This window comes from Streptomyces sp. NPDC127197 (genome assembly GCF_042672405.1).
GTDB lineage: Bacteria > Actinomycetota > Actinomycetes > Streptomycetales > Streptomycetaceae > Streptomyces > Streptomyces flavusporus.
Genome location: NZ_JBHXVG010000015.1, coordinates 37034 through 60881, shown reverse-complemented (window position 1 = coordinate 60881; position 23848 = coordinate 37034). Strand labels below are relative to the sequence as shown.

The following is a 23848-nucleotide window of genomic DNA, read 5'->3' as shown; positions in this document are numbered from 1 at the left end:
GGGACTACAGGGACGGGGTGGTGAGCGCGGCGGCAGCCTGGTCCTGGGGAGCAGGGACCGGCTGGGGCGGGCCGTCCGCCACCGTGCCGGTGCCGGCGCTCGTGCCCCCGCTGTCACCGCCCGTCGACGGGGACGGGTCGGCCGAGGTGCCGCCGGTGGGGCTCGGGTCGGGCGAGTTGGTGACCGGCGACGACGGGACGGGCGGGGCCGGGTCGCTGGTGCCGGGGTCGGGGGTCGTCCGCGTCGCGGTGGGCGTGGGGTCGGCGGACGTGCCCGGCGCGTCGGGGGTGGTGGCGGTGCCGGGGGCGGTGGCGTCGGCGTCGCCCGGCACCGGCGTGGTGTCGGTGCCGGCCGTCGGCGTGCTGCTCGGAGTGGCGACGCCGGGGGCGGAGGGCTGCGCCGACTGCGCGGGCAGCGGAGGGCTGTCGACCTTGCCGGCCGGTTTGCCGTTCTGGTCAGGGACGGGCAACCAGGGGGCGTTGGAGCTGCCGGACAGGAGGGTCGCGACGATGACGACGGCGTAGATCGCGCAGGCCAGGCCCACGGCCATGCCTATACGGCGGAACGTACGGCTTCTGCGGCCCGACTCGTCCACGAACACGGGCCCGTCGGAGGCGTCCTGCGCGCCGCCCGGCCGCGCGGGTCCCGGCTGCCCGGGGACCAGCTGACCCAGGTGCAGGCCTACGGCGTCGAGCTGGACGGTGACCTCGTGGGGGTCGTGGGTGGGGACGCCGGATATCTCGGGGGACATCTCGGCCTGCCTGCCCGCCGCACCGTCGGCACGTCCGCCGGTGTGTCCGCTCTCCTCGGGTTCCGCCCAGGGATCACGTAGGGCGATCGCCCTGGTCTCCGGATCGCGGTCGTCGTCCTGTACGGCCGACGTACCTCCGGTCTCCGGGAAGGCCTGGGTCTCCCCGGCCCGGCCCCGACCCCGGCCCGGCAGTCCCCGCACTTCCCCCGTTGGGGACGCAGGTTCGGGCCACTCTGCTTCAGGTCGGGCGTCTTCTCGCCACTTGCTCACGCGCGCACTTCCCCCCACGGGACAGTTCCGGGTGCGCAGACGACACCGAGCACCCGTCGACCGAACCAAGCCCCCTTGAGGTTCGAGCGCCCCATTTACCACACCGTGCTCGGGCCATGAATGTAGCGCACGCGGAGGTTGTGTGTGTGCGGGGTGTCATTTCTGGACATTCGGCAAGCGCTTGTCGATGGCGGGGATCCAGCCACCGACCGGCAGCCGCAGCCACCCCTCCTCGGCCGCCAGCCCGGCAGCGGCCCGACGCAGTGCGTCAAACGCCGGATGCACCAGCCCTTTCCGCCACACCAATGACACCGGTGACAGCGGAACGGGATCGACGAGCGGCCGCCGTACCGTCCGGGGCATGTCCGGGAAGTCCACCACGGCGAGCACCGGGCTGCGGGTCTTGGCCATGATCCGCTCGAACTCCTCGTCGCCGACGGCCAGGGGAAGCGGTGGCGCGATCTCGATCCCCCGCCCCTCGAACAGACGGCGCGCGAGGTCGGTCCACTCCGGCGTCCGCGGATTCCCCGCCCCCGCGTACACGGTCTCGCCCGCCAGCTCGGCGAGCGGCACCGCCTTCAGGGAGACCAGCCGGTGGTCCTCGGGCAGCACGATCGCCATCGGCTCGTACCGGACGAGCTGGTGCTCCAACTGCGCCCGCAGCGCCGGTTCCAGCCCCGCGAACCGCCCGAACGACGCGTCCAGCCGCCCGGCGAGCAGCTCCCCCGCCGCGCCGGTCAGCCCGCTCTCGTAGCGGGCCATCAGCTCATGTTCCGGGGCGAGTTCGCGGGCCCGGTGCAGCACCTGGCGCGGGGTGCCGAGCCCCGGGGAGTTCAGGTCGACGAGCAGGGGGCGGGCCTGTCCGAAGGCGGCGAGGAGCTCCTCCTGCGCCGTCAGCACCCGACGCGCGTACGGCAGTAGCCGCTCGCCGTCCGCCGTCAGCGTCACCTGCCGGGTGGTCCGTACGAACAGCTCGGCGCCCAGCTCCCGCTCCAGCCGCCGTACGTCCCTGCTGAGCGCCTGCTGGGCGACGTAGAGGCGGGCCGCGGCGCGGGTGAAGTGCAGTTCCTCGGCGACGGTGACGAAGGCGCGCAGGAGGCGGGGGTCGAGGTGGGTCGGGGCGGGCATCCGGCGAACTTACAACACGGGTGCGTGAATCGGTACGGAGTAAGTGTTGGACCCGGTGATCGTTCACGGGCGACGGTTGCCCCCATGCCGGACACCCCTCAGCCCCTCCACAGCGTCACCCCTCAGCCCCTCCACACCGTCACCGCAGACACCCTCGTCACCGTCGACTTCTCCCCCCGCTCCGGCGACCGCCGGCCCGGCCCGTACCGCCGCCTGTTCACGATCCCCGGCACCCGGGCCTTCACGGCCGGGAACCTGATCGCCCGGCTTCCCATGGGCATGTTCAGCGTGAGCGCGGTCGTGATGATCGCCGGTACGCGGGGCTCGTACGCCCTCGCCGGCGCCGTCACCGCGACCGGCCTCGCGGCGACCGCGGTGGTCGCTCCGTGGGTCGCCCGGCTCATCGACCGCCACGGCCAGGCCCGGATCGCCGTACCGGCCACGCTGCTGGCGGTCCTCGGCAGCCTGGCCCTGCTGCTCTGCGTGCACTACGACGCCCCCGACTGGACCCTCTTCGCCGCGTACGCCGCCACCGCGACGACCCCCAACATCGGCGGCATGTCCCGCGCCCGCTGGGCCCATCTGCTGCGCGGCGACCCCGAGGCCCTGCACACCGCGAACTCCTTCGAGCAGTCCGCGGACGAACTGTGCTTCATGCTGGGCCCGGTGCTCGCGGCCCTGCTGTGCGGGACGCTCTTCCCGGAGGCGGGCACGCTGGCCGGTGCGGTGCTGCTGCTCACCGGCATGCTGCTGTTCACCGCACAGCGTTCGACGCAGCCGCCCGTCGGACCCCTCCGGAAGACCCGGTCCCCGCTCCGCTCACCCGGCATCCCCCGGCTGCTCGCCGCCTTCCTGGCCACCGGCGCGGTGTTCGGCTCGATGGAGGTGGTCACGATCGCCTTCGCCGACGCACAGGGCAGCCGCACGGCGGCGGGTGTCCTGCTCGGCCTCCAGGCGGCGGCCTCGGGCGCGGCCGGGCTGCTGTTCGGCACGCTGCGGCCGACGGGACCGGCGGAACGCCGGCTGCCGTGGTGCATGGCCGCGATGGCGTCCCTCATGACCCTCCCCCTGCTGGCCGCGAACCTGACGCCCTCCCTCGTCGCCCTGGCGGCCGCGCTGCTCCTGGCCGGCATGGCAACGGCCCCCACGATGGTCACCGCCATGACGCTTCTCCAGCGCCGCACGCCCGCCGACCGCCTCAACGAGGGCATGACCCTCGCCGTGACCGCCCTCCTCGGCGGCATCGCCTGCGGCAGCGCCGTCGGCGGCTGGGCGGTGGAGCAGCTGTCGGTGACGGCGGGGTACGGCGTGCCCGTCGCAGCGGCCACCCTGGCGCTGGCGGTCTCGCTCGGTTCGTTCGGCGGCCCGAACCGCCTCACGGATTCCCGCGCAAGTTCCCGCGCAACCCATTGACGCCCTGACAGCTCCCCCATACGTTCCCCCGTCGAAGCGCTTCGACGTTTCTCTCCCTGGAGCTGGACTGATGGTCAAGATCACGGACGTGGCCCGGCACGCTGGAGTCTCTCCCAGCACCGTGTCCTACGCGCTCAGCGGCAAGCGCCCGATCTCCGAGGAGACCCGGCAGCGCGTCGAGGCGTCCATCCGCGCCCTCGGCTACCGCCCGCACGCCGGCGCCCGCGCGCTGGCCACCAGCAGGTCGAACGTGCTGGCGCTGGTGGTGCCGTTACGGGCCGGGATCCACGTACCGGTGGTGATGCAGTTCGCGGTGTCGGTGGTGACGACGGCACGCGGGCACGACCACGACGTGCTGCTGTTGACGCAGGAGGAGGGCGAGGAGGGGCTCCGGCGGGTCGCGGACACCGCGCTGGTGGACGCGCTGATCGTGATGGACGTCCAACTCGCCGACTCCCGGCTGCCGTTGCTGCGCTCACTGGACCGGCCGTCGGTACTGATCGGCTTCCCCGCCGAGCCGGCCGGGCTGACCTGCATCGACCTCGACTTCAAGGCGGCGGGTGAGGCGTGCGTGGACCATCTGGCGCGGCTCGGGCACCGGGTGGTGGCGCTGGTGGGGTCACCGCCGGAGGTGTACGTACGGCAGACGGCGTTCGCCCAGCGGGTGGTGCAGGGCTTCACGGCCGCCGCCGACCGGGGGCGACTCGCGTCGTCCGTGCACCCGTGCGAGGCGTCACCCGCGGCGGCTCGCGCTGTCGCGGAGCAACTGCTGCGGGAGCAGCCCGCGTTGACGGGCGTCGTCGTCCACAACGAGGCGATCCTGGAGCCCCTGATCGACGCCTTCGAGGAGCTGGGGCTGCGGGTGCCGGGCGACCTGTCCGTCACCGCGATCTGCCCGGACGAGCTGGCCGAGTCGCTGCGGGTGCCGGTGACGTCGATCGCCTTGCCGTCTGGTGAGGTGGGGGCGCGGGCGGTGGAGTTGCTGGTGAAGAAGCTGGGCGGAAAGGCCGTACCGGAGGCGACGTTGCTGGCGCCGAGGATGACGGAGCGGGGGAGTACGGCGCGGCGGGCGGTTGCGTGAACAGTGGCTGATCACGGTGCCGGGTGGGGGGCTGGTGTGCTGTACTTGGACGCAGAGGGCGCCGCACTGAGCCGGTGATGCTTTACTCAGGCGGATGCCCCAGCTCACCAGGAGCCTGTCGGATGTCCCCAGGTCCGTGGGGATATACGGCTAGCTGCTGAGCCACCAGAGAAGGTGGGCCCGGCTCAACAGGAGCCTGTCGGATGTCCCCAGGCCCCTTGGGGATATCCGGCTACCTGCTGAGCCACCAGAGCAGCCACCTCCTCGCGTGCTTCGCAGCCCGTTCCGGCAAGAGCCGGATCAGCCGCATGACGAGAGTCGGTTTCTGCTCCTCGTGACAACCCATGTGGGGGCGTCCTCCCTTCGACGTGAGGCGGCCTAACAGGGTCCCGGGGCCGCTCTCGTCGGGCCGGGCCCCGAGGGGACGGGGCCCGGTGTGAAGGGAGGACGCACCCATAGGGCGCGTCACCGGACAAATGCTAGCGTCTCCAACGCCGTTGCTGTGCCAGGTCTTTCAACAGCGGGCGGACTTGCGCCACGAGCACTCGAGGTTGCCGTTCATGCCGACAGCGACAGAACACTTCGGCTCAGCCCAGCCCCCAGGCCCGCCCCATCCGGAATGCGGCGCACAGGTTCACGTCGAGGACATACGCCCCGGCGCTCCCGCACTGCTCGCTCCCGCTCCCGGGATCGACGGGCTGCCCGTGTCCCATCCCGGTGATGCTGTACGTCTCCACGACCGCACGCCCGCCCGTTTCCTTGAAGACCTGGTGGGGATAGCCGGCGACGGTGTCGCTGACGTCGGCGGCCTGATCGGCCCCGTGTACATCGGTCCACTGCCGCATCAGGTCGGTCATGTTGACGGGCTTCACGGTGTAGTCGGCCGTGCCCTGGAAGGCGATCAGTGTGGGCCAGGGGCCGGTGTACCCGGGCCGGGCGGCGCGCACCCGGTCGCCCCACTGCTTCGGGGTCTGTGTGGCACCGACGTACATGCACACATACGGCGACCCGGCGGCCTGCGCACACCCGTACGGCAGCCCGGCCACGATCCCGCCCGAAGCGAACTTCTCCGGGTACGCCGCCATCATCACGGCGGTCATCCCGCCCCCGGCGGACAGCCCGGTGACGTAGACGCGCGACGCGTCGCCGGAGGTGTCGGCGAGTTGCCGGTCGACCATCTGCGCGACGGACGCGGCTTCGCCCTGGCCTCGTGCGATGTCGCCGCTCTGGAACCAGTTGAAGCAGGACGAGGCGTTGTTGGCGGTCTGCTGCTGCGGCAGGACGACGGAGAAGCCCCAGCGGTCGGCGAGTTGCATCCATCCGCTGCCGGTGCCGTATCCGAAGGCGTTCTGCGTGCACCCGTGCAGCGCAACGACCACGGGGCGCCCGGTCGGGAGGCCGTCGGGGACGTACCGGAACATCCGCAGCGCGCCCGGGTTGGTCCCGAACCCGGTGACTTCCTGGAGGGATGCGGCAGCCGCCCGGCCCGGGGTGAGGACGGCGGCGATCAGGGCGACGAGAAGGGTCGCCAGGACGGGGATGTGGCTACGACGGCTTGCGGCTCTGGTCTGTGTCATGCGGAGGGACCGTAGAAGCGTGAACGACCCGCCGATATGGAGTGGGACACCACAACGGACGCGTCCACCATGGTGGTTCACCGAGTGAGCGACCTGCCCGTACGGAACTGCCGCGCAAGCGTCTTCGGGTCCCGCGCAACCTGCCACAGGCCGACCGCGAGCAGCAGCAGGCTGCTGACGAAACAGACCCAGAACACGAACTGGGCGCCCGACGCGAGATTGTCGGTGCTGCCGCCCTCGTGGAGGCAGTACGCCTGCGGGGGAAACGCCTTGGAGACGCCGACGCCCCGTAGCGCATGGAGCACGGGTCCTCGCCGGGATCCTTGATCGTGTCGTCCGCCGTGACGACCAGCAGCCAGGCCAGCGCCGCCACCGGAGCCGTGACGAACACGGTGATCTTCGTCCAGGTCGGCATGCAGGGATGGCCGACGAGCCCGTTCAGCGCGATCAGTACGACGACGAACACCGCGACGACCCAGGCGGCGGCGGAAGGCATTCCGAGGACCGCGTCCAGGAGCCAGACCACCACGGCCACCGGGGGCGCGGTGAGGACAAGGACCTTGACGCCGGGCGCGACACGCGGAAGGGCGAGCAGGTACAGCGCTCCCGCCCACGCGAGGAGGACCAGGAAACCGATCACCGAGGGCTCAGGGCGACGGGAAGGACGAAGGGACGACGGACGGGTACGGCGGCATCGGCCGTGCGGTGTCGGTGTCGGTCCCTCGGTGCGTCTCGTCCCTCTTCCACGGCCCGACGCCGAGCTGACCCGTCGTCCCGAGGTCCAGTTCCGGCTCGACCACCACAGGGCCGGCACCGGGCTTCGCCCGCACGCGGACGTACGGCGCGTTGACCGGGTCGCCGACGCCGGCCTCCGTGGTGTTCCGCCACGCCAGCGTCGACTGCGCGGCTTCACCCGGCCGCAGAACAACGGGTTGCGGGCTGCCGCTCCCACCGGTGGCGGTGCTGATCCGGTCGGTCCCCTGGAGGATCCGCACGCCGTCGACTTTGTCGTGGTCCTCGTCGAGGAGTTCGAGCTCCGGGTAGCCGTTGAGCCGATAGGTCTCGGTGCCGCAGTTGACGAGATGCAGGCCGACGACGCGCAGCCCCATGGCGGCGTCCCCCTTGTCCGCGTAGACGTGGACGCCGGACGCGGGGCACGGCCCCGAGGCGGACGGCGCCTCGTCGGCGGGAACGCTGCGCACCTTGATCACCTCCACGCCCGACACCTCGGGTGCGTCCCCAGCCGGCTCCGTCATGGCGACGGTCCCCTTGACGGTCCGCCCCGGCCCGACCGACTCGACGGTCGTCTCGACGTTGTCGACCGCGCCTCCGGAACCTGTCAGGAACCCGATGGTCACCGTGTAAGTGGCCGCCTTCGTCCCTCGGTTGGTGACCTCGAACTCGGCGGAGAAGTCCGCCGCGCATCCGTTCTCCGCACCCCAGGCGTACAGGCCGGTGACCTTGACCCCGTCCTCGCCCGGACCATCGAGGGAGGGCAGGGGAAGCGGCGTCGGCGTACCGGAGGGGGTGACGGACGGCTCGGAGGACGGCGGCGGACTGCCGTACTGCGAGAAGTCGGACGGGCACAGCGCGTGGGCTCGGACTCGACCGTCGCCGCCGGCACCCGTCGCGTCGTCGCCCTGCGAGGCGCTCTGGGAACCACACGCGGCAAGCAGCAGAGCACCGGCGAGGGCGGCGGGAACGGTGCGCGAGGCGGTAGGCATCCGCCCACCTCACCAGGGCCCGCACCCACAGGCTGTGGCGGAACCCACACCTCCGGTCACAGCAGTGTCACAGATCACTCTGGACAAGGCCGTCGCCGCCCACGGCGTGACGAGGATCTGCAGGAACAGGCAATGCCGCCGTGCTTCGCGATTCCGGCATGACAAAGGCCCCGCTGCCCGGAGGCGGCGGGGCCTTTGCCCACATGGGTCAGGGAGGTCCGGAAACCTCCCGATCGTGGAGATGGCGGGAATCGAACCCGCGTCCAACGGTGCAGAATCAGGGCTTCTCCGTGTGCAGTCCGCTGTGATTTTCTCGGCCCCGGCGATCACGCGAACAAGTCGCCGACGGGCCCAGTCACTGTTTGGTTTCCCTCTTCACCCCGTGACCGGGATCAAGGTTTAGTTCCCTAGCTGATGCCAGGATCCGGGTCGGGAACAGCCCCGGGCTGACACTTCGCAAGTCGCTACTTAGGCAGCGAGGGCGAAGGAATCGCGCTTGGTGTTGGCGATTATTTTTTGCGACATATGGTTTACGAGATCATTGCCGCTTCCTCGACACGCTTCCCCTGCTTCAACAGCCGCTGTCGAAACCGATCATCCCCATGTTGATTTTTCAATGCGCCCACCGGGCCAGCCGGTGTTGGTGCCATCGTACGTGACCAACGCACGACGATGCCACTGTATTCCCGCCCGTCAGGCGCTCCGCTGTCGCCGCTTCGCCGCCGCGATCGCCCGCTCCGACTCCCGCCGGTCCTGCTTCTCCCGCAGGGTCTGGCGCTTGTCGTACTCCTTCTTGCCTCGCGCCAGAGCGATCTCGGCCTTCGCGCGACCGTCCTTGAAGTACAGGGCGAGGGGCACGATCGTGTGACCCGTCTCCTGGGACTTGGCCTCCAGCTTGTCGATCTCCTCGCGGTGCAGGAGGAGCTTGCGCTTGCGGCGCGCGGAGTGGTTGGTCCAGCTGCCCTGGTGGTACTCGGGGATGTGGGCGTTGTGCAGCCATGCCTCGCCCCGGTCGATCTGGACGAAGCCGTCGGTCAGCGACGTCCGCCCCTCGCGCAGCGACTTGACCTCGGTGCCCATGAGGACGAGGCCGGCCTCATAGGTGTCGATGATGGCGTAGTCGTGCCGGGCCTTCTTGTTCTGGGCGACGATCTTGCGCTTGCCGCCCTTCTCGCCGTCCCTGGCCTTCGCGGCCGCCCCGCCCTGCTTGGGCTGGGACTCCTTCGGTACGTACATTCCCTTGCTCATAGTGCCGTCCATTTTCGCACTACGGAGGGGGTCCGGGGGAAGCCGATTTACGGTGCGGGCGGCTACTGACCGAGACCCGTCAGAATCGTCTCCGCCCGCTGCAGCGCCTGCCGGTCGGCCTCCAGGTCAGGGGTGATGCCGTGGCCGTCGACGCTGCGGCCGGCGGGTGTGCGGTAGTGGCCGACGGTCAGCTCGGCGACGGAGCCGTCGGGCAGCCGGCTCGGCATCTGGACCGAGCCCTTGCCGAAGGTGCGGGAGCCCACGACGACCGCGCGGCCGCGGTCCTGCAGGGCGCCGGTGAGCAGCTCGGCCGCGCTCATCGTGCCGCCGTCGACGAGCGCGACCAGGGGTCTGGCAGTGTCGCCGCCGGGTTCGGCGTGCAGGGCGCGCTGCTCGCCGTCGACGTCGTAGGTGGCGACCAGGCCGCCGTCGAGGAAGGCGGAGGCGGCGGTGACGGCCTCGGCGACCAGGCCGCCGGAGTTGCCGCGCAGGTCGAGGATGATCCCGGAGGCGGCCGGGGCCTGCCGTACGGCGTTGCGGACGATGTCGCCGGAGCCCTTGGTGAAGGCGCCGATCCTGATGGCGGTGACGTCGTCGGACAGCTTCTGGGAGGTCACGGAGTCGGTGGAGAGGCGGGCCCGGTGCAGGGTCTGGGTCCACGCGCGCGTGCCGCGCTCCAGACCGAGGCGGACGGACGTCCCGGCGGCCGCGTCGGTGGCGTCACCGCGCAGTAAGGAGACGACCTCGGTGACGGGACGCCCGTCGACCTTCGTGCCGTCGATGCTGCGCAGCCGGTCGCCCGCGCGGATGCCGGCGCCTGCCGCGGGGGAACCGGCGGCCACCTCGGTCACCTCGATCCGGCCGTCCCGCTCGCGCCGCGCCGACAGGCCGACGCCGGTGTACTCGCCGTCGAGGGCCTCCTTGAACTCCTCGTACTCGCCCCGGGAGTAGACGGCGTCCCAGCGGTCCCCGCTGCGGCTGACGGCGCGCTGCGCGGCCTCCATGGGGGACTTGCCCTCGGCCATGGCCTCGGCGGCGGCCTCGGTGACCTCGTCGGGCCGGGCGGCGGAGGCGGCGGTACGGGTGGCGCCGGGGGTGGGCTTGCGGTCCGACGTCGGCAGCGAGCCGGTGGCGGCACCGGCGACGAGCACGCTCGCGAACACCAATGTCAGGGCGGCCCCACGGCGCAGGCGGCGGGGCTGACAGAACGGGTCGGGACCTGACATGCCGGTGAGTCTAGGACAACGCGAAGGGCCGCACGGCGGGTTGACCGTACGGCCCTCTTGGCATGCGTCACACCTTCAGGTACTTGCGCAACGCGAAGAACGCGGCCAAGGCAGGCATCAGCAGACTTGTCGCGAGAATGAGCGGGAGCTTCGTCAGAACGGCGTCCCAGCCAATGAAGTTGATCAGATTCAGCTTCTCGGACAGCGCTAGCCCGTGATCGATGATGAAGTACCGCGCGACCACCAGGAACGCGCAGGCGACACCGCCGCCGATGAGTCCGGCGACCGCGGCCTCCATGATGAACGGCGCCTGGATGTAGAAGCCCGAGGCGCCGACCAGGCGCATGATCCCGGTCTCACGCCGCCGGCTGAACGCCGAGACGCGCACGGTGTTGACGATCAGCATCAGCGCGACGACCAGCATGAGCGCCATCACCGCGCGCGCGGCCCAGTTCATGCCGTTGAGCAGCCCGAACAGATTGTCCAGAATGCCCTTTTGATCCTGCACGGACTGCACACCGTCCCGCCCGTTGAAGGCGGTCGCGATGACCTGGTACTTCTCCGGGTCCTTCAGCTTGATGCGGTACGACTCCTGCATCTGGTCCGGCGTGAGGGAGCTGGCCAGCGGGGAGTCGCCGAACTGCTCCTTGTAGTGCTTGTACGCCTGGTCCTGCGACTCGTGCGTCACCGTGTCGACGACCGACATCTTCTTGAGGTCGGTGAGGATCTGCTCCTTCTGCTCCCCGGTGACGGCGCCCTTGGCGCAGTTGGGGTCGGACTCGGCGTCGCTCTTGTTGCAGAGGAAGATCGAGACGTTGACCTTGTCGTACCAGTAACCCTTCATGGTGTTCACCTGGTCGCTCATCAGCAGCGAACCGCCGAACAGGGCCAGGGACAGGGCGACCGAGACGATGACCGCGAAGGTCATCGTCAGATTGCGGCGGAGACCGACACCGATCTCCGACAGAACGAACTGGGCGCGCATGGCGTCTGCTTCAAGCCTTTCCGTGGACGTCTGCGAGGGGTCTGCGGTTGCTGTCTCAGTGCTGGTAGCCGTAGACGCCGCGGGCCTGGTCGCGGACGAGGCGGCCCTTCTCCAGCTCGATGACGCGCTTGCGCATCTGGTCCACGATGTTCTGGTCGTGCGTCGCCATCACCACAGTGGTGCCCGTCCGGTTGATGCGGTCGAGCAGCTTCATGATGCCGACGGAGGTCTGCGGGTCGAGGTTGCCCGTGGGCTCGTCGGCGATCAGCAGCTTGGGCCGGTTGACGAAGGCCCGCGCGATGGCGACGCGCTGCTGTTCACCACCGGACAGCTCGCCCGGCATCCGGTCCTCCTTGCCGCCGAGCCCGACCAGTTCGAGCACCTGCGGCACGGACTTGCGGATCTCACCGCGCGACTTGCCGATGACCTCCTGCGCGAACGCGACGTTCTCGCCGACCGTCTTGTTCGGCAGCAGCCGGAAGTCCTGGAACACCGTCCCCAACTGCCGCCGCATGTGCGGCACCTTCCAGTTGGAGAGACGTGCGAGGTCCTTGCCCAGGACGTGCACCTGCCCGTGACTGGCCCGCTCCTCGCGGAGGATCAGCCGCAGGAAGGTGGACTTTCCGGAGCCGGAGGACCCCACGAGGAACACGAACTCACCCTTCTCCACTTCCAGGGAGACATCCCTGAGTGCGGGGCGGGTCTGCTTGGGGTAGACCTTGGAGACGTTGTCGAATCGGATCACGGATGCACCACGGGTCGCCGGGGGTAGATGTGCGTGACCATACGCGACCCGGGGACGCAAGCGCAGGCACCGGTAGGGGTTGAGGGAGGGTTGTGCCCTTTTGTGCGGGTGAGGTCACGCCCCTCAGAGGCGCGGGGAACTGCGCGAGAAACCACCGACAACCCGCAGCCGCGAAACATGACAAGCCACCCCTCTCGGAGCGACCCGGCGCACCCTCCGGAGGAACCTGGCACAGTGGAGGGGGAACGTTCACGTTCCCCCAAGCGTTGTAGAAGTGAACCGGTACGGCTGCTAGGAGGGCGAGCGCATGACGTACGACCGGCTGGTGTGCGCGAATTGTGCGTCGCCCGTCAGCGAGGGCCGCTGCCCCGTGTGCCGGGCCAACCGCGAGCGGCTGCAGCAGGAGAACCCGTTCGCCGCGTTGAACCCGATGACGCTGATCGCGCTGCTCGCGGTGCTGATCGCGGCGGTGGCGCTGCTGGCGCATCAGACCGCGTGATCCGGTAATCCGCGCGGCCGTCGGAGACAGCTGCCGTCAGAGACATACGAAGGGCCCGGAGCGTGCGCTCCGGGCCCTTCACTGTACGTCGTGCGTACGTTCCGTAAGACGCTGGATACTGTCAGCTACCGTCAGGCAGCCGCACCACCACGGCCGCCCACGAGACGCGGCAGCACGCGGAAGCCGATACCACCGGCGATCATCGTGGCGGCACCGATGACCAGGAACGTGGTCTGTGCGGCACCCGTCTCGGCGAGCTCCTCGCCGCCGCCCTGGGCCGAGGTGTCGGCCGAGGGCTGCGTACCGGTGTCGGTGAGGGCCGAGTCGCCCTCACCCTGGGCGGCGTCGCCGGAGCCGCCGTCGGGGTCGGTGTTGTTGTTGCCGCCACCGTTGCCGTTGCCCGGGCCGTCGGTCGGCTCGGCGGTCGGCTCCTCGGTGGGCTCCTCCGTCGGCTCCTCGGTGGGCTCGGTGGGCTCCTCGGTGGGCTCGGTCGGCAGGTCCGTGGGGTCCGTCGGCAGGTCCGTGGGGTCCGTCGGCAGGTCCGTCGGCACCGGCGGGTCCGTGGGAAGCTCGGTCGGAGTCGGGGTGGGCGACTCGTCGGCGCACAGAAGGCTGAGCAGGCAGTCGTCGGTCTCCGCGGCCGAGGCGGCGCCCGCGGCGGTCAGCGAGGCACCGGCGGCGATCACGGCACCGGCCGCGATCCGCGCGATCCGGATCCGCGTCTTCTTGGTCATGTGGTTGCTACCCCCAGTAGCTGATCGTCAGTGAGGCGGCGCTCGGGGCCGTGATCGACGGAGACAGCTGTGGTGAAGCCCCCCGGTTCACATGCGCCCCAGAGATACGCATGCCACGCTTCACCCTTCCCATTTTTCAAAGCAACGTCAAGGCCGTTGCGCGCGCGATGTCCAGTTACGCCTTCTTTGCCGGGCGTTGAAGCGTGTGAGTGTGATGTAAAACCCAGACATGCAGGAACAGACAAGGCAACTGCCGCCGGAAGGGCGGCAGTTGCCTTGTCGACAAAACGCTTCGCTTACTTCTCCTGCTGCTTGCGCCAGCGAATTCCAGCCTCCAGGAACCCGTCGATCTCGCCGTTGAACACGGCCTCGGGGTTGCCGACTTCGTGCTCGGTGCGCAGGTCCTTGACCATCTGGTACGGGTGCAGCACATACGAACGCATCTGGTTGCCCCAGGAGTTGCCACCGTCGCCCTTGAGGGCGTCCATCTTGGCCTGCTCCTCCTGGCGGCGCCGCTCCAGCAGCTTGGCCTGAAGGACGTTCATGGCCGTGGCTTTGTTCTGGATCTGCGACCGCTCGTTCTGGCAGGAGACGACGATGCCGGTCGGCAGGTGCGTGATGCGCACCGCGGAGTCGGTGGTGTTGACGCCCTGACCACCCGGCCCGGAGGACCGGTAGACGTCGATACGCAGTTCGGACTCGTCGATCTCGACGTGGTCGGACTGCTCGACGACGGGAAGCACTTCCACACCGGCGAAGGAGGTCTGCCGGCGCCCCTGGTTGTCGAAGGGCGAGATGCGCACGAGGCGGTGGGTGCCCTGCTCGACGGAGAGGGTGCCGTAGGCGTACGGCGCCTGGACGGCGAAGGTGGTCGACTTGATGCCGGCCTCTTCGGCGTACGACGTCTCGTAGACCTCGGTCTTGTAGCCGTGCTGCTCGGCCCACCGCAGGTACATGCGCTGGAGCCGCTCGGCGAAGTCGGCGGCGTCGACGCCACCGGCCTCGGCACGGATGTTGACGAGCGCCTCACGGGCGTCGTACTCCCCGCTGAGCAGCGTCCGCACTTCCATCTCGTCCAGCGCCTTCCGGACGGCGGCGAGCTCGGACTCCGCCTCGGCACGGGTGTCCGGGTCGTCCTCCTCCTCGGCCATCTCGAACAGCACGGCAAGATCGTCGATCCGCCCGCGCAGCGCCTCCGCCTTCCTGACCTCGGCCTGGAGGTGGGAGAGCTTGCTGGTGATCTTCTGCGCCTCGTCCGGGTTGTCCCACAGGGACGGCGCGGCTGCCTGCTCCTCGAGCACGGCGATGTCTGCCCTCAGCTTCTCGAGGTCCAGAACGGCCTCGATCGACTCCATGGTCGAGGAGAGGGACTTGAGCTCTTCGGATACATCGACGACTGCCACGCTCCCAGCGTAACGGCTCCGCCGGGGAGGCAGTGCCGGGTGAGCGTCGGGCTGGGGACGCTCCCGGCGTGGGTGCGGGCCTCGTCCTCAAACGCCGGACGGGCTGAGATTGCCGACCGGCGCTGAAAAGCCCCGGTCGGCAGAAGTTCCCGCTCAGGGAGATACCGGTGCCGAATTCTTCGTGTCCTGTGGTGTTGCCCCCGCGTCGTCACCCGACGTGGCCAGCCACGTACCGACCCCGGCCGCCGCCACCAGCACAACCGTCGCCACGCCCAGGGTCAGGCGTCGGCGTCGGGTGGTCGCCCGGTGCCGGGCCGAACCGGGGCGCGGGGCGCCCGTCGCGCGCGGTGCCCGTGCCGTCCCCCGCGCACCGCCCGCCAGCTCGTCCGGGGCCGGCACCCTCATCGACGTATGCGTGTCACGGTTGGAGTCGGGCTTCGCGCCGGGTACCAGGGGCACGGCCCCCCGCCGCACCCGTACCGGCACCTCCGGCTCCCCCGCCACCGGCGCCGCCTCGGCCGGGACGTCGCCGTCCTCCACGTCCGGCTCGTCCACATCCAGCGGCGGCATGCCCGCCAGCGCCGGAAGCTGCTCCCGCAGCCGCGCCGCCAGCTCCGACGCCCGCAACCGGGACGCCGGTCCCTTCGCCAGGCACTGCACGATCAGCTGCCACAGCTCGTCGGGGATGCCGGGGAGGGGGACGACCGTCTCCGTCACATGCCGGCGCAGCACCGCGCCCGGGTGGCCGCCGCCGAACGGCGTGAACCCGGCCAGCAGCTCGTACAGCACGGTCGCCAGGGCGTAGATGTCGACCGCGGCCCGCGGCGGCAGCCCCTCCACGATCTCGGGCGCCAGGTAGTCCGGCGTACCGATGATCTTCGCGGCGCGCGTCCGCCGTGGAGAATCGATCAGCTTGGCCACGCCGAAGTCCGTGAGCAGCGCTCGATGCGAGCCCCCGGGGCCCAGCGGGCCCTGCATGTCCAGCAGGACGTTCTCCGGCTTCACGTCGCGGTGGACGACCCCCGCCGCGTGCGCCGCCGCCAGCCCCTCCGCCACGTCGGCCACGATCGCGACGGCCGCCTCGGGGGACAGCCGCCGCTCCCGTTCCAGCCGGGTGCGCAGGTCCGTGCCCCGGACCAGGTCCATGACGAGCGCGAGGTCGTTGCCGTCCACCACCAGGTCGCGGACCGAGACGACGTTGGGGTGCTCGAGGCCGAGCAGGGCGGTGCGCTCCTGCACGAAGCGTCCGACGAGCTCCTGGTCGGACGCGAGGTCCTCGCGCAGCAGCTTGATGGCGACGGGACCGTCGGGTCCCTCGCCCAGCCACACCGTGCCGGCGCTGCCACGTCCCAGGATCTGGTTCGCGGTGTACCGGCTGCCGATCTTCCGTGCCAAGGCTGCTCCTACGGACGCGTGTTGTCGCTGCTGCGCCATCCCGGGGGCTCACCCCCGGACCCCCAGCCGACAAAACTACGCGCCCGGAGCCGTTACCTTCACCGCGGAGAGGGAAATCACCCGCCAGGTGTCGACAAATCAACTCACCCGCTACTGCGTGGACGTGCCTCCGGGCTCCTCCTCGGAGGTCCCGGAGTCCCCGCCCAGATCCCCGATCCACCCCGTCACCGTGCTGACCCAGTCCGTGAGCTGCTCCCAGTAGCCCTTGCCCGTGCCGATCCACTCCTGCAGCGGGCTCAGCTCCCAGATCAGCCAGCCTGCGACGAACAGGATGACGATCGTGAACAGGCACCCCTTCAGGCAGCCCAGCCCGGGAATCCGCATCGGACTGGCGCTGCGCTGCCGCGGCTGCCGCGGCTCACGCGCCGGCCGCTGCGGCTCGGGCGTGGGCGCAGGGGCATACCGCTGGGGCTGCTGGTGCGGCGGCGGGGCGTACTGCTGCGGCTGTTGCTGCTGCGGATGGCCGTACCCGGGCGGCGGCCCCTGCTGCGGACGCCGCTGGGGCTGTGCGGGCCGCGGCTGTTGCTGCGGCCGGGCGACCTGCCGCTGCGGGCGGCGGCGCAGCGGGTCCTCGCTGGGGTCGAGGTACTGGACCTGCGTCTGCTCGTTGCGGTCGCGCGCGGCACGCAGCTGCGACTGCCAGGGGTGCGGCTGGTCGGGCTGCTGCCCCTGCTGCCCGCCGGGCTGGTTCGGCGGCACCGGCGGCATCACCGCGGTCGGGTCGGCGGCCCCGGTGTGCGGCAGTACGGCGGTGGGGTCGGCGGCACCCGCCGGGCCCCCGGTGTGCGGCAGCACGCTGGTCGCGCCGTTCGGGTCGTACGCCCCCGCCGATCCGTGCGGCAGCACCTGCGTCGGGTCGGCGGCACCCGGCGTTCCGGGCACGGGCGCGGGCGCCGGGTCGGGCGCGAGGAGGGCGGCGACGCCCTCGGCCGCGGCGATCTGCGCGGAGTTCGCGTGCACGCCGACGCCCTCGGCGACGACCCGCAGCCCGCGCGCGAGGTTCTCGGCGCTGGGCCGTTCGTCGGGGTTCTTGCGCAGGCAGCGCTCGATGACCGTCCACAGCGGTTCGGGGACGGTGGAGGGGCGGCGCGGTTCGGCGCTCAGATGCTGGTGCAGCACCTCGAGGGCCGACCCACCGGAGAACGGCGGACGGCCGGTGACCAGCTCGTACAGCAGGATGCCGGCGCCGTAGATGTCGACGGCCGAGGTCTGCGGGCGGCCCTCGGCGGACTCCGGCGCCACGTACGCGGGCGTGCCCACGAACTCCTGGGTGCGGGTGAGGCCGGGTGAGTCGGCGAGCCGGGCGATGCCGAAGTCGGTCAGCAGCGGGTGCATCTGGCCGCCGTGCTGCTGGAGCAGGACGTTCGCCGGCTTCAGGTCGCGGTGGACGACGCCGTCGGCGTGGCTGGCGGCCAGCGCGTCGGCGATCTGCGCGGTGAGCAGGGCGGCCGCGACGGGCGTGAAGGGGCCGTTCTCACGCAGGTAGCGGTGCAGGTCGGGGCCGTCGACGAGGTCCATGACCAGGGCCAGCAGATCGCCCTCGACGACCAGGTCGCGGACCCGGACGATGTTCGGGTGGGTCAGGCGGAGCAGGACGGACCGCTCCCGCAGGAACCGCATCACGACATCGGGATCGCTCGCGAGCTCCTCCTTGAGGACCTTGATCGCGACGGTCTCACCGGGCTGTCCGGGCACGGCCGCCTCGGCACCCGCGGTCTCCCGCTGGCGGGCTCGCCAGACGGTGCCCGTGGCGCCGCGTCCGAGCGGCTCCTCGAGCAGGTACTTGCTGCCTACCGGCCGCACGTCATGCGCTCCCTGCTGCTTGCTTGCGTGTTCCGACCCACTGTTTCCGACCCACTGTAGTGCCGCCGTCCTCGGTACCGGGCTGTCGTCTGTCCATGCGGCCTACGGACGGGTTCCCGTCTGGTTCCGGTACACGCTCCGTACTCGTTCCGGTACGTGCTCCGTACTTGTCCAGCACTTGGTCCGGCACATCGCTCCGGTACATGTTCGAAGGAAAGACGCTCGACCCGATCCGTTGGTTGCCGAACCCGGACGTGACCGATCTCAAGCGGTCATCCGCACGGCCCTGGTCAGTCACTTTTGCGGGCAGAGCCGACCAATCAAGATCACTTGACGGCGGGCGGCGGGCGCGTTGTCAGTGGCAGGTGCGAGGATGCCTCCAGTACTGGCCGACGTGCTCGTGTGGTGGTGGGGGAAGTCCGCGGTGGGGGACCGCGGGGCGGCCTCGGCCCCGTTCCGCGGGCGCCCGCGCAGAAGGGACCGCTGACGGCGATGCAGATCCGGCTGACCGTCGTAGACCCGCTGGGCCCGCCCGCGCCCGCCGACGCGCAGGGCCGCGCCGCGAGCCGCGACGTGCTGGTCACGGCCCCGGCCGGCACGGCTCTGTCGGCGGTGGCCTCGGCGCTGGCCTCGGCGGTCTCCGGAGACGGCGGCGCCCCGCTGTCCGGAGCCGTGGTGCTGTACGCCGGTGCGGAGCGCCTCGACCCTCAGCGCTGCACGCTGGGCGAGCCCCCGCTGCTCGACGGCGTCGTCCTGTCCGTGGGCGCTCCGGCAGAGCCCGAGCCCCACCCCGAGGTGGACGACGCCCCGGCCCGACTCGACGTGATCGCCGGCCCTGACGCCGGCGGCGTCCATCTCCTGCACGGCGGCCAGGTCCGCATCGGCCGCTCCGCCGACGCCGACGTCCCGCTCGACGACCCGGACGTCTCCCGGCTGCACTGTGCGGTGACCCTCGACACGGACGGCCGCATCTCGGTCGCCGACCTCGGCTCCACCAACGGCACCACCCTGGACGGCACGCGCGTGGGTGCCCGCCCGGTCCGCTTCACACCGGGCGTGCTGCTGCGGATCGGCGAGTCGACCCTGCGGCTCGCCCCCGCTGGAGGGCCGGGTGCGCGGATGCGGACGACCCCTGACGGGGAGGGACACGTACGGGTGTCCCCGACGCCGGACGAGACCCACGCGCGCGCGAACACCCCGACCGACGGGACCCGGCACGCCTACGGCCCGGCGGCGGACCTGGAGGCGCCGGGCGGCTTTGCGGGGGTGGCGCAGAACGGCCCGCGGGGCGGTGTGTCGGGGGCGGCGTCGCAGGGCGCGCTGCGGGATGGCCGGGCGGCCGCCTCACAGGACATGCTGCGGTCCGGTCCGGTGGGCCCGCCGCAGGGCGAGCCGTCGGCGGGCACGGCACAGGACAACCCCCGGTCGGATCACGCAGCCACGGCTCAGGACAGCCGCCGGAGCACCCCGGCAGCCGCACCCTCCGAGAGCCGACGGACACCCTCGGCCGGTGCGCCCCAGGACGGCCGCCGCCCCTTCCCCACGTCCCCCGCAGCGCCCGGCGGCTCGGAGCACGGGCCCGTCGAGGCGCCCCTCGTGCCGGAGCAGGGCGGCGCTCCACGGATCGAGACCCGACAGGAGCCGCACCCCGACCCGCACCCGCGCCCGCACCCGGGCTCCGGCCCGGCGGCGCCCCCCGGCGGCGAGACGCACGCCGGATTCGGCGTAGGACACCTCGATGGCGTACCGGCCGGCGAGGGCCGCCGCAAGGGCACCCCGCTGCGGGGCATGGACGTACCGCAGGGCGTGCGCAGGCGCGGAGGGCTCACGGCGTGGGCGCGACGGCTGGCGGGTGGGCGGGCCGAGCAGGGGGCGACCGGACGACGCGGGGTGTACGACGCCGAAGCGGCCGCTGGAGCGGCGGGGCCCGCCGCCGGGGCCACGGCACCGGAGACATGGCCGGACCCGGCGGCCCTGCTGCTGACGGCCCTGGGGCCGGGGCCGCGGCTGTGGGAGCGCGGGCCGGGCCATCCGGAGGCGCTCACCGTGCGGCTCGGCACGGCCGACCGGACCGCGCCCGACGGTTCCGGACTGCTGCCTGCGGTGCCGGTGACCGCCGACCTGCGCGAGGCCGGGGCGCTGGGCCTGGCCGGACCGCGCCCCCGACTGGCCGGGCTGGCGCGCGCGGTGCTGGCCCAGCTCGCCGCCCTGCACGCGCCCGATGCCTTGGAAATCGTCCTGATCAGCACGGACCGCTCGCGCTCCGTCGAGGAGCGCACCGCCGAGTGGTCCTGGCTCGGCTGGCTTCCGCATGTCCGCCCGGCGCACGGCCAGGACTGCCGCCTCCTCCTCGCCCACGACCGCGAACAGGCCGCGGCCCGCACCGACGAACTCCTGCGCCGCCTGGAGGACCACCTCCCCGAGCGGCCGAACAGCACACCACCCGCCGGCACCGCCCCCGCCACTCCCCCTCGACGCCCCTCCTGGGCCCGGGACGACGGGCCGGAGGACGAGGAGCCGGTCGGCGGCTTCGAGGGGCCGTACACCGTGGTCGTCGTGGACGGCGATCCAGGCGGTGCGGGACTGCGGGACGCGGTGACGCGGCTGGTCGTGGAGGGCCCCCGCGCCGGCATCCACGTGGTGTGTCTGGCCGAGACGGACCCCGCCTCGCCCGCGTCGCCCGTCACCGAGACGTACGAGGCGGCCTGCGCGGTGGCGCCGGCGTTCCGGGAGTGCGGGGCCGTCGCGCTGCTCAGCGGTGACGTGGCGACGGCGTTGCGGCTGCTGCGGGTCGCACGGGCGGGGACAGCGCAGGGCGACCGGCCTGGCCCCGTCGGGCACGGCGCGGTGGCCGCCGTGGACGCCGTCTCCCCCGCGTGGGCCGAGCGGTTCGCTCGGGCGCTGGCGCCGCTGCGGACGGATGCCGCCGCCGATGGGGGGCACGCGCGCGTGTCGGTGCCGTTGCCGCAGGCGGCGCGGCTGCTGGACGAGCTGGGGCTGGCCCGGGCCACGCCGGCGTCGCTGATGGCGCGCTGGGCGGACGCGGCCGACGACACCGAGGCGCTCGGCGGCCGGGCGTGCGCCATGCTCGGCGCCGGGCCGCGCGGGCCGGTCGGCGTGGACCTCGTCGCCGAGGGCCCGCACCTGCTGGTCGAGGGACCACCGGGCAGCGGACGTACGGAACTGCTGCGGGCTATCGTCGCCTCGCTCGCCGCGGCCGAGCGGCCGGACCGGCTGAGCGTGGTCCTGATGGACGGCCGGGACGGTGTGAGCGCCGGCCGCGGGCCCGGCGACGGACTGCGCGTCTGTATGGACATCCCGCATGTCACCACCCATCTCCTCGCCAACGACCCGGTCCGTATGCGGGAGTTCGCGCAGTCCCTGTCGGCCGAGCTGAAGCGGCGCGGCGAGCTGCTCGGCCGGTCGGACTTCACGGAATGGCACACCGGGCGTGTGGTGTCGGGCCGGATGGTCGCCCAGCGCTCGGCGAGCACGGCCGGTGCCGGGGATCTCGACACCCCGCCCAGTGCCACCCTGCGGCTGCGGCCCGCGGCTCCCAGGGAGGCGGAGGCGGCGCCACCGCTGCCCCGGCTCGTCGTGGTCGTCGACGATCTGGACGCCCTGGTGTCGCCCCCGCTGGGCTCGCCGGGACGACCCGCGGCCGGGTCCGTGATGCGTGCGCTGGAGGCGGTGGCCCGGGAGGGCGAGCGGCTCGGCGTCCACCTCGTGGCCGCGGCAGGCCCGGGGGGCCGTACGGCGGAGACGGAACCCGCACGGAGGGCCTCCCTCCGCGTCGCCCTCGACGCGCCCACCGCGGGGCCGGACGAACCGGCGCCGGGGCGCGGTCGGCTGACCCGGCCCGACGGACGGGGCACGCCGTTCCAGGGCGGTCGGGTAACCGGCCGCATCCCGCGCACGGCGACGCTGCGGCCGACGGTCGTTCCCCTGGAGTGGCAGCGGATGGGTGATCCGCCGACGCGCCGTCCCGTACGGGAGTTGGGGAACGGGCCGACGGACCTGGCGCTGCTGGCGAGCGCGTTGGAACGGGCGGCGCGGGAGGTTGCGGCGCCTGAGGTGCCGTCACTTCTGTAGCTGCCTGCGTTGCCGCTGGGGGTAGGTCGCGCGGCCGGCGCTGACCAGGTGCCGCCCGCGCCCACCCTCCCCCACTCTCGGCTTCGCTCGAGCGGGGGGATCCCCATCGCCCTGGGGGTCCCCCCTCTGGGGGAGGCACGACTGCCCGCGGCCTTCGGCCACCACCCCGAGTCACGACGCGGTCACGATCACCCTCTTGACACCGTATGCGCTCTTGCCGACCCCATCTCCCCGGCGTAGACCAGAGCGCACGGGACAGCGCTCGAACGTTCGACGAGGAACGAAGAACGGGGCCGTGATGCACAGCAGGAGCAGCACCACCAGCCGGACACGGACACGCAGGGCCGCTCGGGCCGCCGCAGCCGCACTGGCGGGAGCGCTCGCGTTCTCGCTCACCGCCTGCGGGGGCGACGACGGCGATGGCGGCAACGAAACCGACGGCGGCGCGAACGAGACCGCCAACACCGTCACCCTCCCCAAGCTGGACGGCGAGACCCTGGAGGTCGCCGCCGTCTGGACCGGCCCGGAGCAGGCCAACTTCAAGAAGGTCCTTCAGGAGTTCGAGAAGCGCACGGGCGCCAAGGTCACCTTCGTCCCCGCGCAGGACCCGATCATCAACTTCCTCGGCTCGAAGATCGCGGGCGGCGCACCGCCGGACGTCGCGATGCTCCCCCAGGTCGGGGCGATCAAGCAGGCCGTGGACAAGGGCTGGGCGAAGCCGGTCGGTGCGGAAGCCCAGGAGCAGTTGACCAAGAACTACTCGCAGGGCTGGCAGGACCTCGGCAAGGTCGACGGCAAGCAGTACGGCGTGTACTACAAGGCCGCCAACAAATCCCTGATCTGGTACAACACGCAGGTCTTCGAGAACGCGGGCGCCGAGGAGCCCAAGACCTGGGACGACCTGCTCACCACCGCACAGACGGTCTACGACTCCGGTGTCACCCCGTTCTCGATCGGCGGTGCCGACGGCTGGACGCTGACCGACTGGTTCGAGAACGTCTACCTCTCGCAGGCGGGCCCGGAGAAGTACGACCAGCTCGCGCAGCACGAGATCAAGTGGACGGACCCCTCCGTGACCGAGGCGCTGACGACGCTCGCGGAGATCTGGGGCAAGAAGGACTACATCGCGGGCGGCGCGGACGGCGCCCTGCAGACGGAGTTCCCGGCCTCGGTGACCCAGACCTTCACCGGCGGCGACCAGCCGAAGGCGGGCATGGTCTTCGAGGGCGACTTCGTGCAGGTCAACATCGCGGAGACGGACGCCGAGGTGGGGACGGATGCGAAGGTGTTCGCGTTCCCGGCGGTCGGCGGCACCGCGCCGGTGGTCTCCGGCGGTGACGCGGCCGTCATCCTGGAGGACTCGAAGGCGGCGCAGGCGCTGGCCACCTTCCTGGCCTCGCCGGACGCGGCGACCATCCAGGCGGAGCTCGGCGGCTATCTGTCGCCGAACAAGAACGTGGACCCGTCGGCGTATCCGAACGCGGTGCAGCAGGAGATGGCCAAGTCGCTGGTCGCGGCAGGCGACGACTTCCGCTTCGACATGTCCGACCAGGCCCCGCAGGCGTTCGGCGGCACGCCCGGCAAGGGCGAGTGGAAGGCGCTGCAGGACTTCCTGAAGAACCCGAAGGACGTCAAGGGCACCCAGGAACAGCTGGAGGCCGACGCGGCCGCGGCGTACGGGAACTGAGCCGACGATGATGTCGTCGGCGCCGAC

General features: G+C 71.8%; 18 protein-coding genes and 1 other RNA gene. 5 read left to right on the top strand and 14 right to left on the bottom strand.

The window, feature by feature from the left end; genetic code table 11:
- Window positions 1-4: 4 nt before the first annotated feature.
- Together ACFVJQ_RS23480 and ACFVJQ_RS23475 are read right to left on the bottom strand one after the other, a co-directional pair.
- A complete protein-coding gene (locus ACFVJQ_RS23480; RefSeq protein ID WP_385786477.1) occupies window positions 5-952 on the bottom strand; it encodes a hypothetical protein in 948 nt (315 codons plus the stop codon).
- Window positions 953-1177: 225 nt separating this feature from the next.
- The gene (locus ACFVJQ_RS23475) at window positions 1178-2149 is read right to left on the bottom strand and encodes a LysR family transcriptional regulator (RefSeq protein ID WP_385512748.1); all 972 of its coding nucleotides are present in this window, start codon (window positions 2147-2149) and stop codon (window positions 1178-1180) included.
- 84 nt (window positions 2150-2233) lie between these two features.
- On the opposite strand from ACFVJQ_RS23475, the gene ACFVJQ_RS23470 reads away from it, so the two are divergent.
- Together ACFVJQ_RS23470 and ACFVJQ_RS23465 are read left to right on the top strand one after the other, a co-directional pair.
- Window positions 2234-3562 carry an MFS transporter gene (locus tag ACFVJQ_RS23470; RefSeq protein ID WP_385786473.1) on the top strand — a complete coding sequence of 443 codons (1329 nt, stop codon included), beginning with the start codon at window positions 2234-2236 and terminating at the stop codon, window positions 3560-3562.
- A 70-nt stretch (window positions 3563-3632) separates the two neighbouring features.
- A complete protein-coding gene (locus ACFVJQ_RS23465) occupies window positions 3633-4643 on the top strand; it encodes a LacI family DNA-binding transcriptional regulator (RefSeq protein WP_385512746.1) in 1011 nt (336 codons plus the stop codon).
- Window positions 4644-5230: 587 nt separating this feature from the next.
- On the opposite strand, the gene ACFVJQ_RS23460 is transcribed toward ACFVJQ_RS23465, so the two are convergent.
- The 8 genes from ACFVJQ_RS23460 to ftsE all read right to left on the bottom strand — a co-directional run bounded on the left by ACFVJQ_RS23460 (window position 5231) and on the right by ftsE (window position 12148).
- Complete coding sequence (locus tag ACFVJQ_RS23460; RefSeq protein ID WP_385786469.1) at window positions 5231-6220, bottom strand: alpha/beta hydrolase family esterase; 990 nt, start codon at window positions 6218-6220, stop codon at window positions 5231-5233.
- A gap of 77 nt (window positions 6221-6297) precedes the next feature.
- On the bottom strand, window positions 6298-6525 hold the full coding sequence (locus tag ACFVJQ_RS23455) for a hypothetical protein (RefSeq protein WP_385786466.1): 228 nt from the start codon (window positions 6523-6525) through the stop codon (window positions 6298-6300).
- Window positions 6526-6867: 342 nt separating this feature from the next.
- Window positions 6868-7944: a DUF4232 domain-containing protein gene (locus ACFVJQ_RS23450; RefSeq protein WP_385786463.1), complete on the bottom strand. Its 1077-nt coding sequence runs from the start codon at window positions 7942-7944 to the stop codon at window positions 6868-6870.
- A gap of 233 nt (window positions 7945-8177) precedes the next feature.
- Window positions 8178-8546: a transfer-messenger RNA gene (gene ssrA, locus ACFVJQ_RS23445) on the bottom strand.
- Between the two features lie 91 nt (window positions 8547-8637).
- The gene (gene smpB, locus ACFVJQ_RS23440; protein WP_385512830.1) at window positions 8638-9180 is read right to left on the bottom strand and encodes an SsrA-binding protein SmpB; all 543 of its coding nucleotides are present in this window, start codon (window positions 9178-9180) and stop codon (window positions 8638-8640) included.
- A gap of 74 nt (window positions 9181-9254) precedes the next feature.
- On the bottom strand, window positions 9255-10418 hold the full coding sequence (locus ACFVJQ_RS23435) for a S41 family peptidase (protein ID WP_385786461.1): 1164 nt from the start codon (window positions 10416-10418) through the stop codon (window positions 9255-9257).
- 67 nt (window positions 10419-10485) lie between these two features.
- Window positions 10486-11403: a permease-like cell division protein FtsX gene (gene ftsX / locus ACFVJQ_RS23430; RefSeq protein WP_224738816.1), complete on the bottom strand. Its 918-nt coding sequence runs from the start codon at window positions 11401-11403 to the stop codon at window positions 10486-10488.
- 55 nt (window positions 11404-11458) lie between these two features.
- A complete protein-coding gene (gene ftsE, locus ACFVJQ_RS23425) occupies window positions 11459-12148 on the bottom strand; it encodes a cell division ATP-binding protein FtsE (protein WP_141314236.1) in 690 nt (229 codons plus the stop codon).
- A 307-nt stretch (window positions 12149-12455) separates the two neighbouring features.
- Here ftsE and ACFVJQ_RS23420 point away from each other — a divergent pair, with 307 nt between their 5' ends.
- A complete protein-coding gene (locus ACFVJQ_RS23420) occupies window positions 12456-12647 on the top strand; it encodes a hypothetical protein (protein WP_129799790.1) in 192 nt (63 codons plus the stop codon).
- Window positions 12648-12778: 131 nt separating this feature from the next.
- Here the strand turns inward: ACFVJQ_RS23420 and ACFVJQ_RS23415 are convergent, their stop codons facing one another.
- The 4 genes from ACFVJQ_RS23415 to ACFVJQ_RS23400 all read right to left on the bottom strand — a co-directional run bounded on the left by ACFVJQ_RS23415 (window position 12779) and on the right by ACFVJQ_RS23400 (window position 18042).
- Window positions 12779-13381, bottom strand: a complete 603-nt coding sequence (locus ACFVJQ_RS23415; RefSeq protein ID WP_385786456.1) for a hypothetical protein — start codon at window positions 13379-13381, stop codon at window positions 12779-12781.
- Window positions 13382-13677: 296 nt separating this feature from the next.
- Window positions 13678-14784, bottom strand: a complete 1107-nt coding sequence (gene prfB, locus ACFVJQ_RS23410; RefSeq protein ID WP_385786453.1) for a peptide chain release factor 2 — start codon at window positions 14782-14784, stop codon at window positions 13678-13680.
- A gap of 153 nt (window positions 14785-14937) precedes the next feature.
- The gene (locus ACFVJQ_RS23405; RefSeq protein WP_385786450.1) at window positions 14938-16179 is read right to left on the bottom strand and encodes a serine/threonine-protein kinase; all 1242 of its coding nucleotides are present in this window, start codon (window positions 16177-16179) and stop codon (window positions 14938-14940) included.
- Window positions 16180-16329: 150 nt separating this feature from the next.
- Complete coding sequence (locus ACFVJQ_RS23400; RefSeq protein WP_385786447.1) at window positions 16330-18042, bottom strand: serine/threonine-protein kinase; 1713 nt, start codon at window positions 18040-18042, stop codon at window positions 16330-16332.
- Between the two features lie 492 nt (window positions 18043-18534).
- Between ACFVJQ_RS23400 and ACFVJQ_RS23395 the strand changes: the two genes are divergently transcribed.
- Window positions 18535-22134 carry an FHA domain-containing protein gene (locus tag ACFVJQ_RS23395; protein ID WP_385786444.1) on the top strand — a complete coding sequence of 1200 codons (3600 nt, stop codon included), beginning with the start codon at window positions 18535-18537 and terminating at the stop codon, window positions 22132-22134.
- Window positions 22135-22432: 298 nt separating this feature from the next.
- The gene (locus tag ACFVJQ_RS23390; RefSeq protein WP_385786713.1) at window positions 22433-23821 is read left to right on the top strand and encodes an ABC transporter substrate-binding protein; all 1389 of its coding nucleotides are present in this window, start codon (window positions 22433-22435) and stop codon (window positions 23819-23821) included.
- Window positions 23822-23848 lie beyond the last annotated feature (27 nt).

Bases quoted from the DNA above. Each gene is read 5' to 3' on its own strand.
- ACFVJQ_RS23475 (WP_385512748.1), bottom strand. From the start codon at position 2,149: ATGCCCGCCCCGACCCACCTCGACCCCCGCCTCCTGCGCGCCTTCGTC.
- ACFVJQ_RS23470 (WP_385786473.1), top strand. From the start codon at position 2,234: ATGCCGGACACCCCTCAGCCCCTCCACAGCGTCACCCCTCAGCCCCTC.
- ACFVJQ_RS23465 (WP_385512746.1), top strand. From the start codon at position 3,633: ATGGTCAAGATCACGGACGTGGCCCGGCACGCTGGAGTCTCTCCCAGC.
- ACFVJQ_RS23460 (WP_385786469.1), bottom strand. From the start codon at position 6,220: ATGACACAGACCAGAGCCGCAAGCCGTCGTAGCCACATCCCCGTCCTG.
- ACFVJQ_RS23450 (WP_385786463.1), bottom strand. From the start codon at position 7,944: ATGCCTACCGCCTCGCGCACCGTTCCCGCCGCCCTCGCCGGTGCTCTG.
- smpB (WP_385512830.1), bottom strand. From the start codon at position 9,180: ATGTACGTACCGAAGGAGTCCCAGCCCAAGCAGGGCGGGGCGGCCGCG.
- ACFVJQ_RS23435 (WP_385786461.1), bottom strand. From the start codon at position 10,418: ATGTCAGGTCCCGACCCGTTCTGTCAGCCCCGCCGCCTGCGCCGTGGG.
- ftsX (WP_224738816.1), bottom strand. From the start codon at position 11,403: ATGCGCGCCCAGTTCGTTCTGTCGGAGATCGGTGTCGGTCTCCGCCGC.
- ACFVJQ_RS23420 (WP_129799790.1), top strand. From the start codon at position 12,456: ATGACGTACGACCGGCTGGTGTGCGCGAATTGTGCGTCGCCCGTCAGC.
- ACFVJQ_RS23415 (WP_385786456.1), bottom strand. From the start codon at position 13,381: ATGACCAAGAAGACGCGGATCCGGATCGCGCGGATCGCGGCCGGTGCC.
- ACFVJQ_RS23395 (WP_385786444.1), top strand. From the start codon at position 18,535: ATGCAGATCCGGCTGACCGTCGTAGACCCGCTGGGCCCGCCCGCGCCC.
- ACFVJQ_RS23390 (WP_385786713.1), top strand. From the start codon at position 22,433: ATGCACAGCAGGAGCAGCACCACCAGCCGGACACGGACACGCAGGGCC.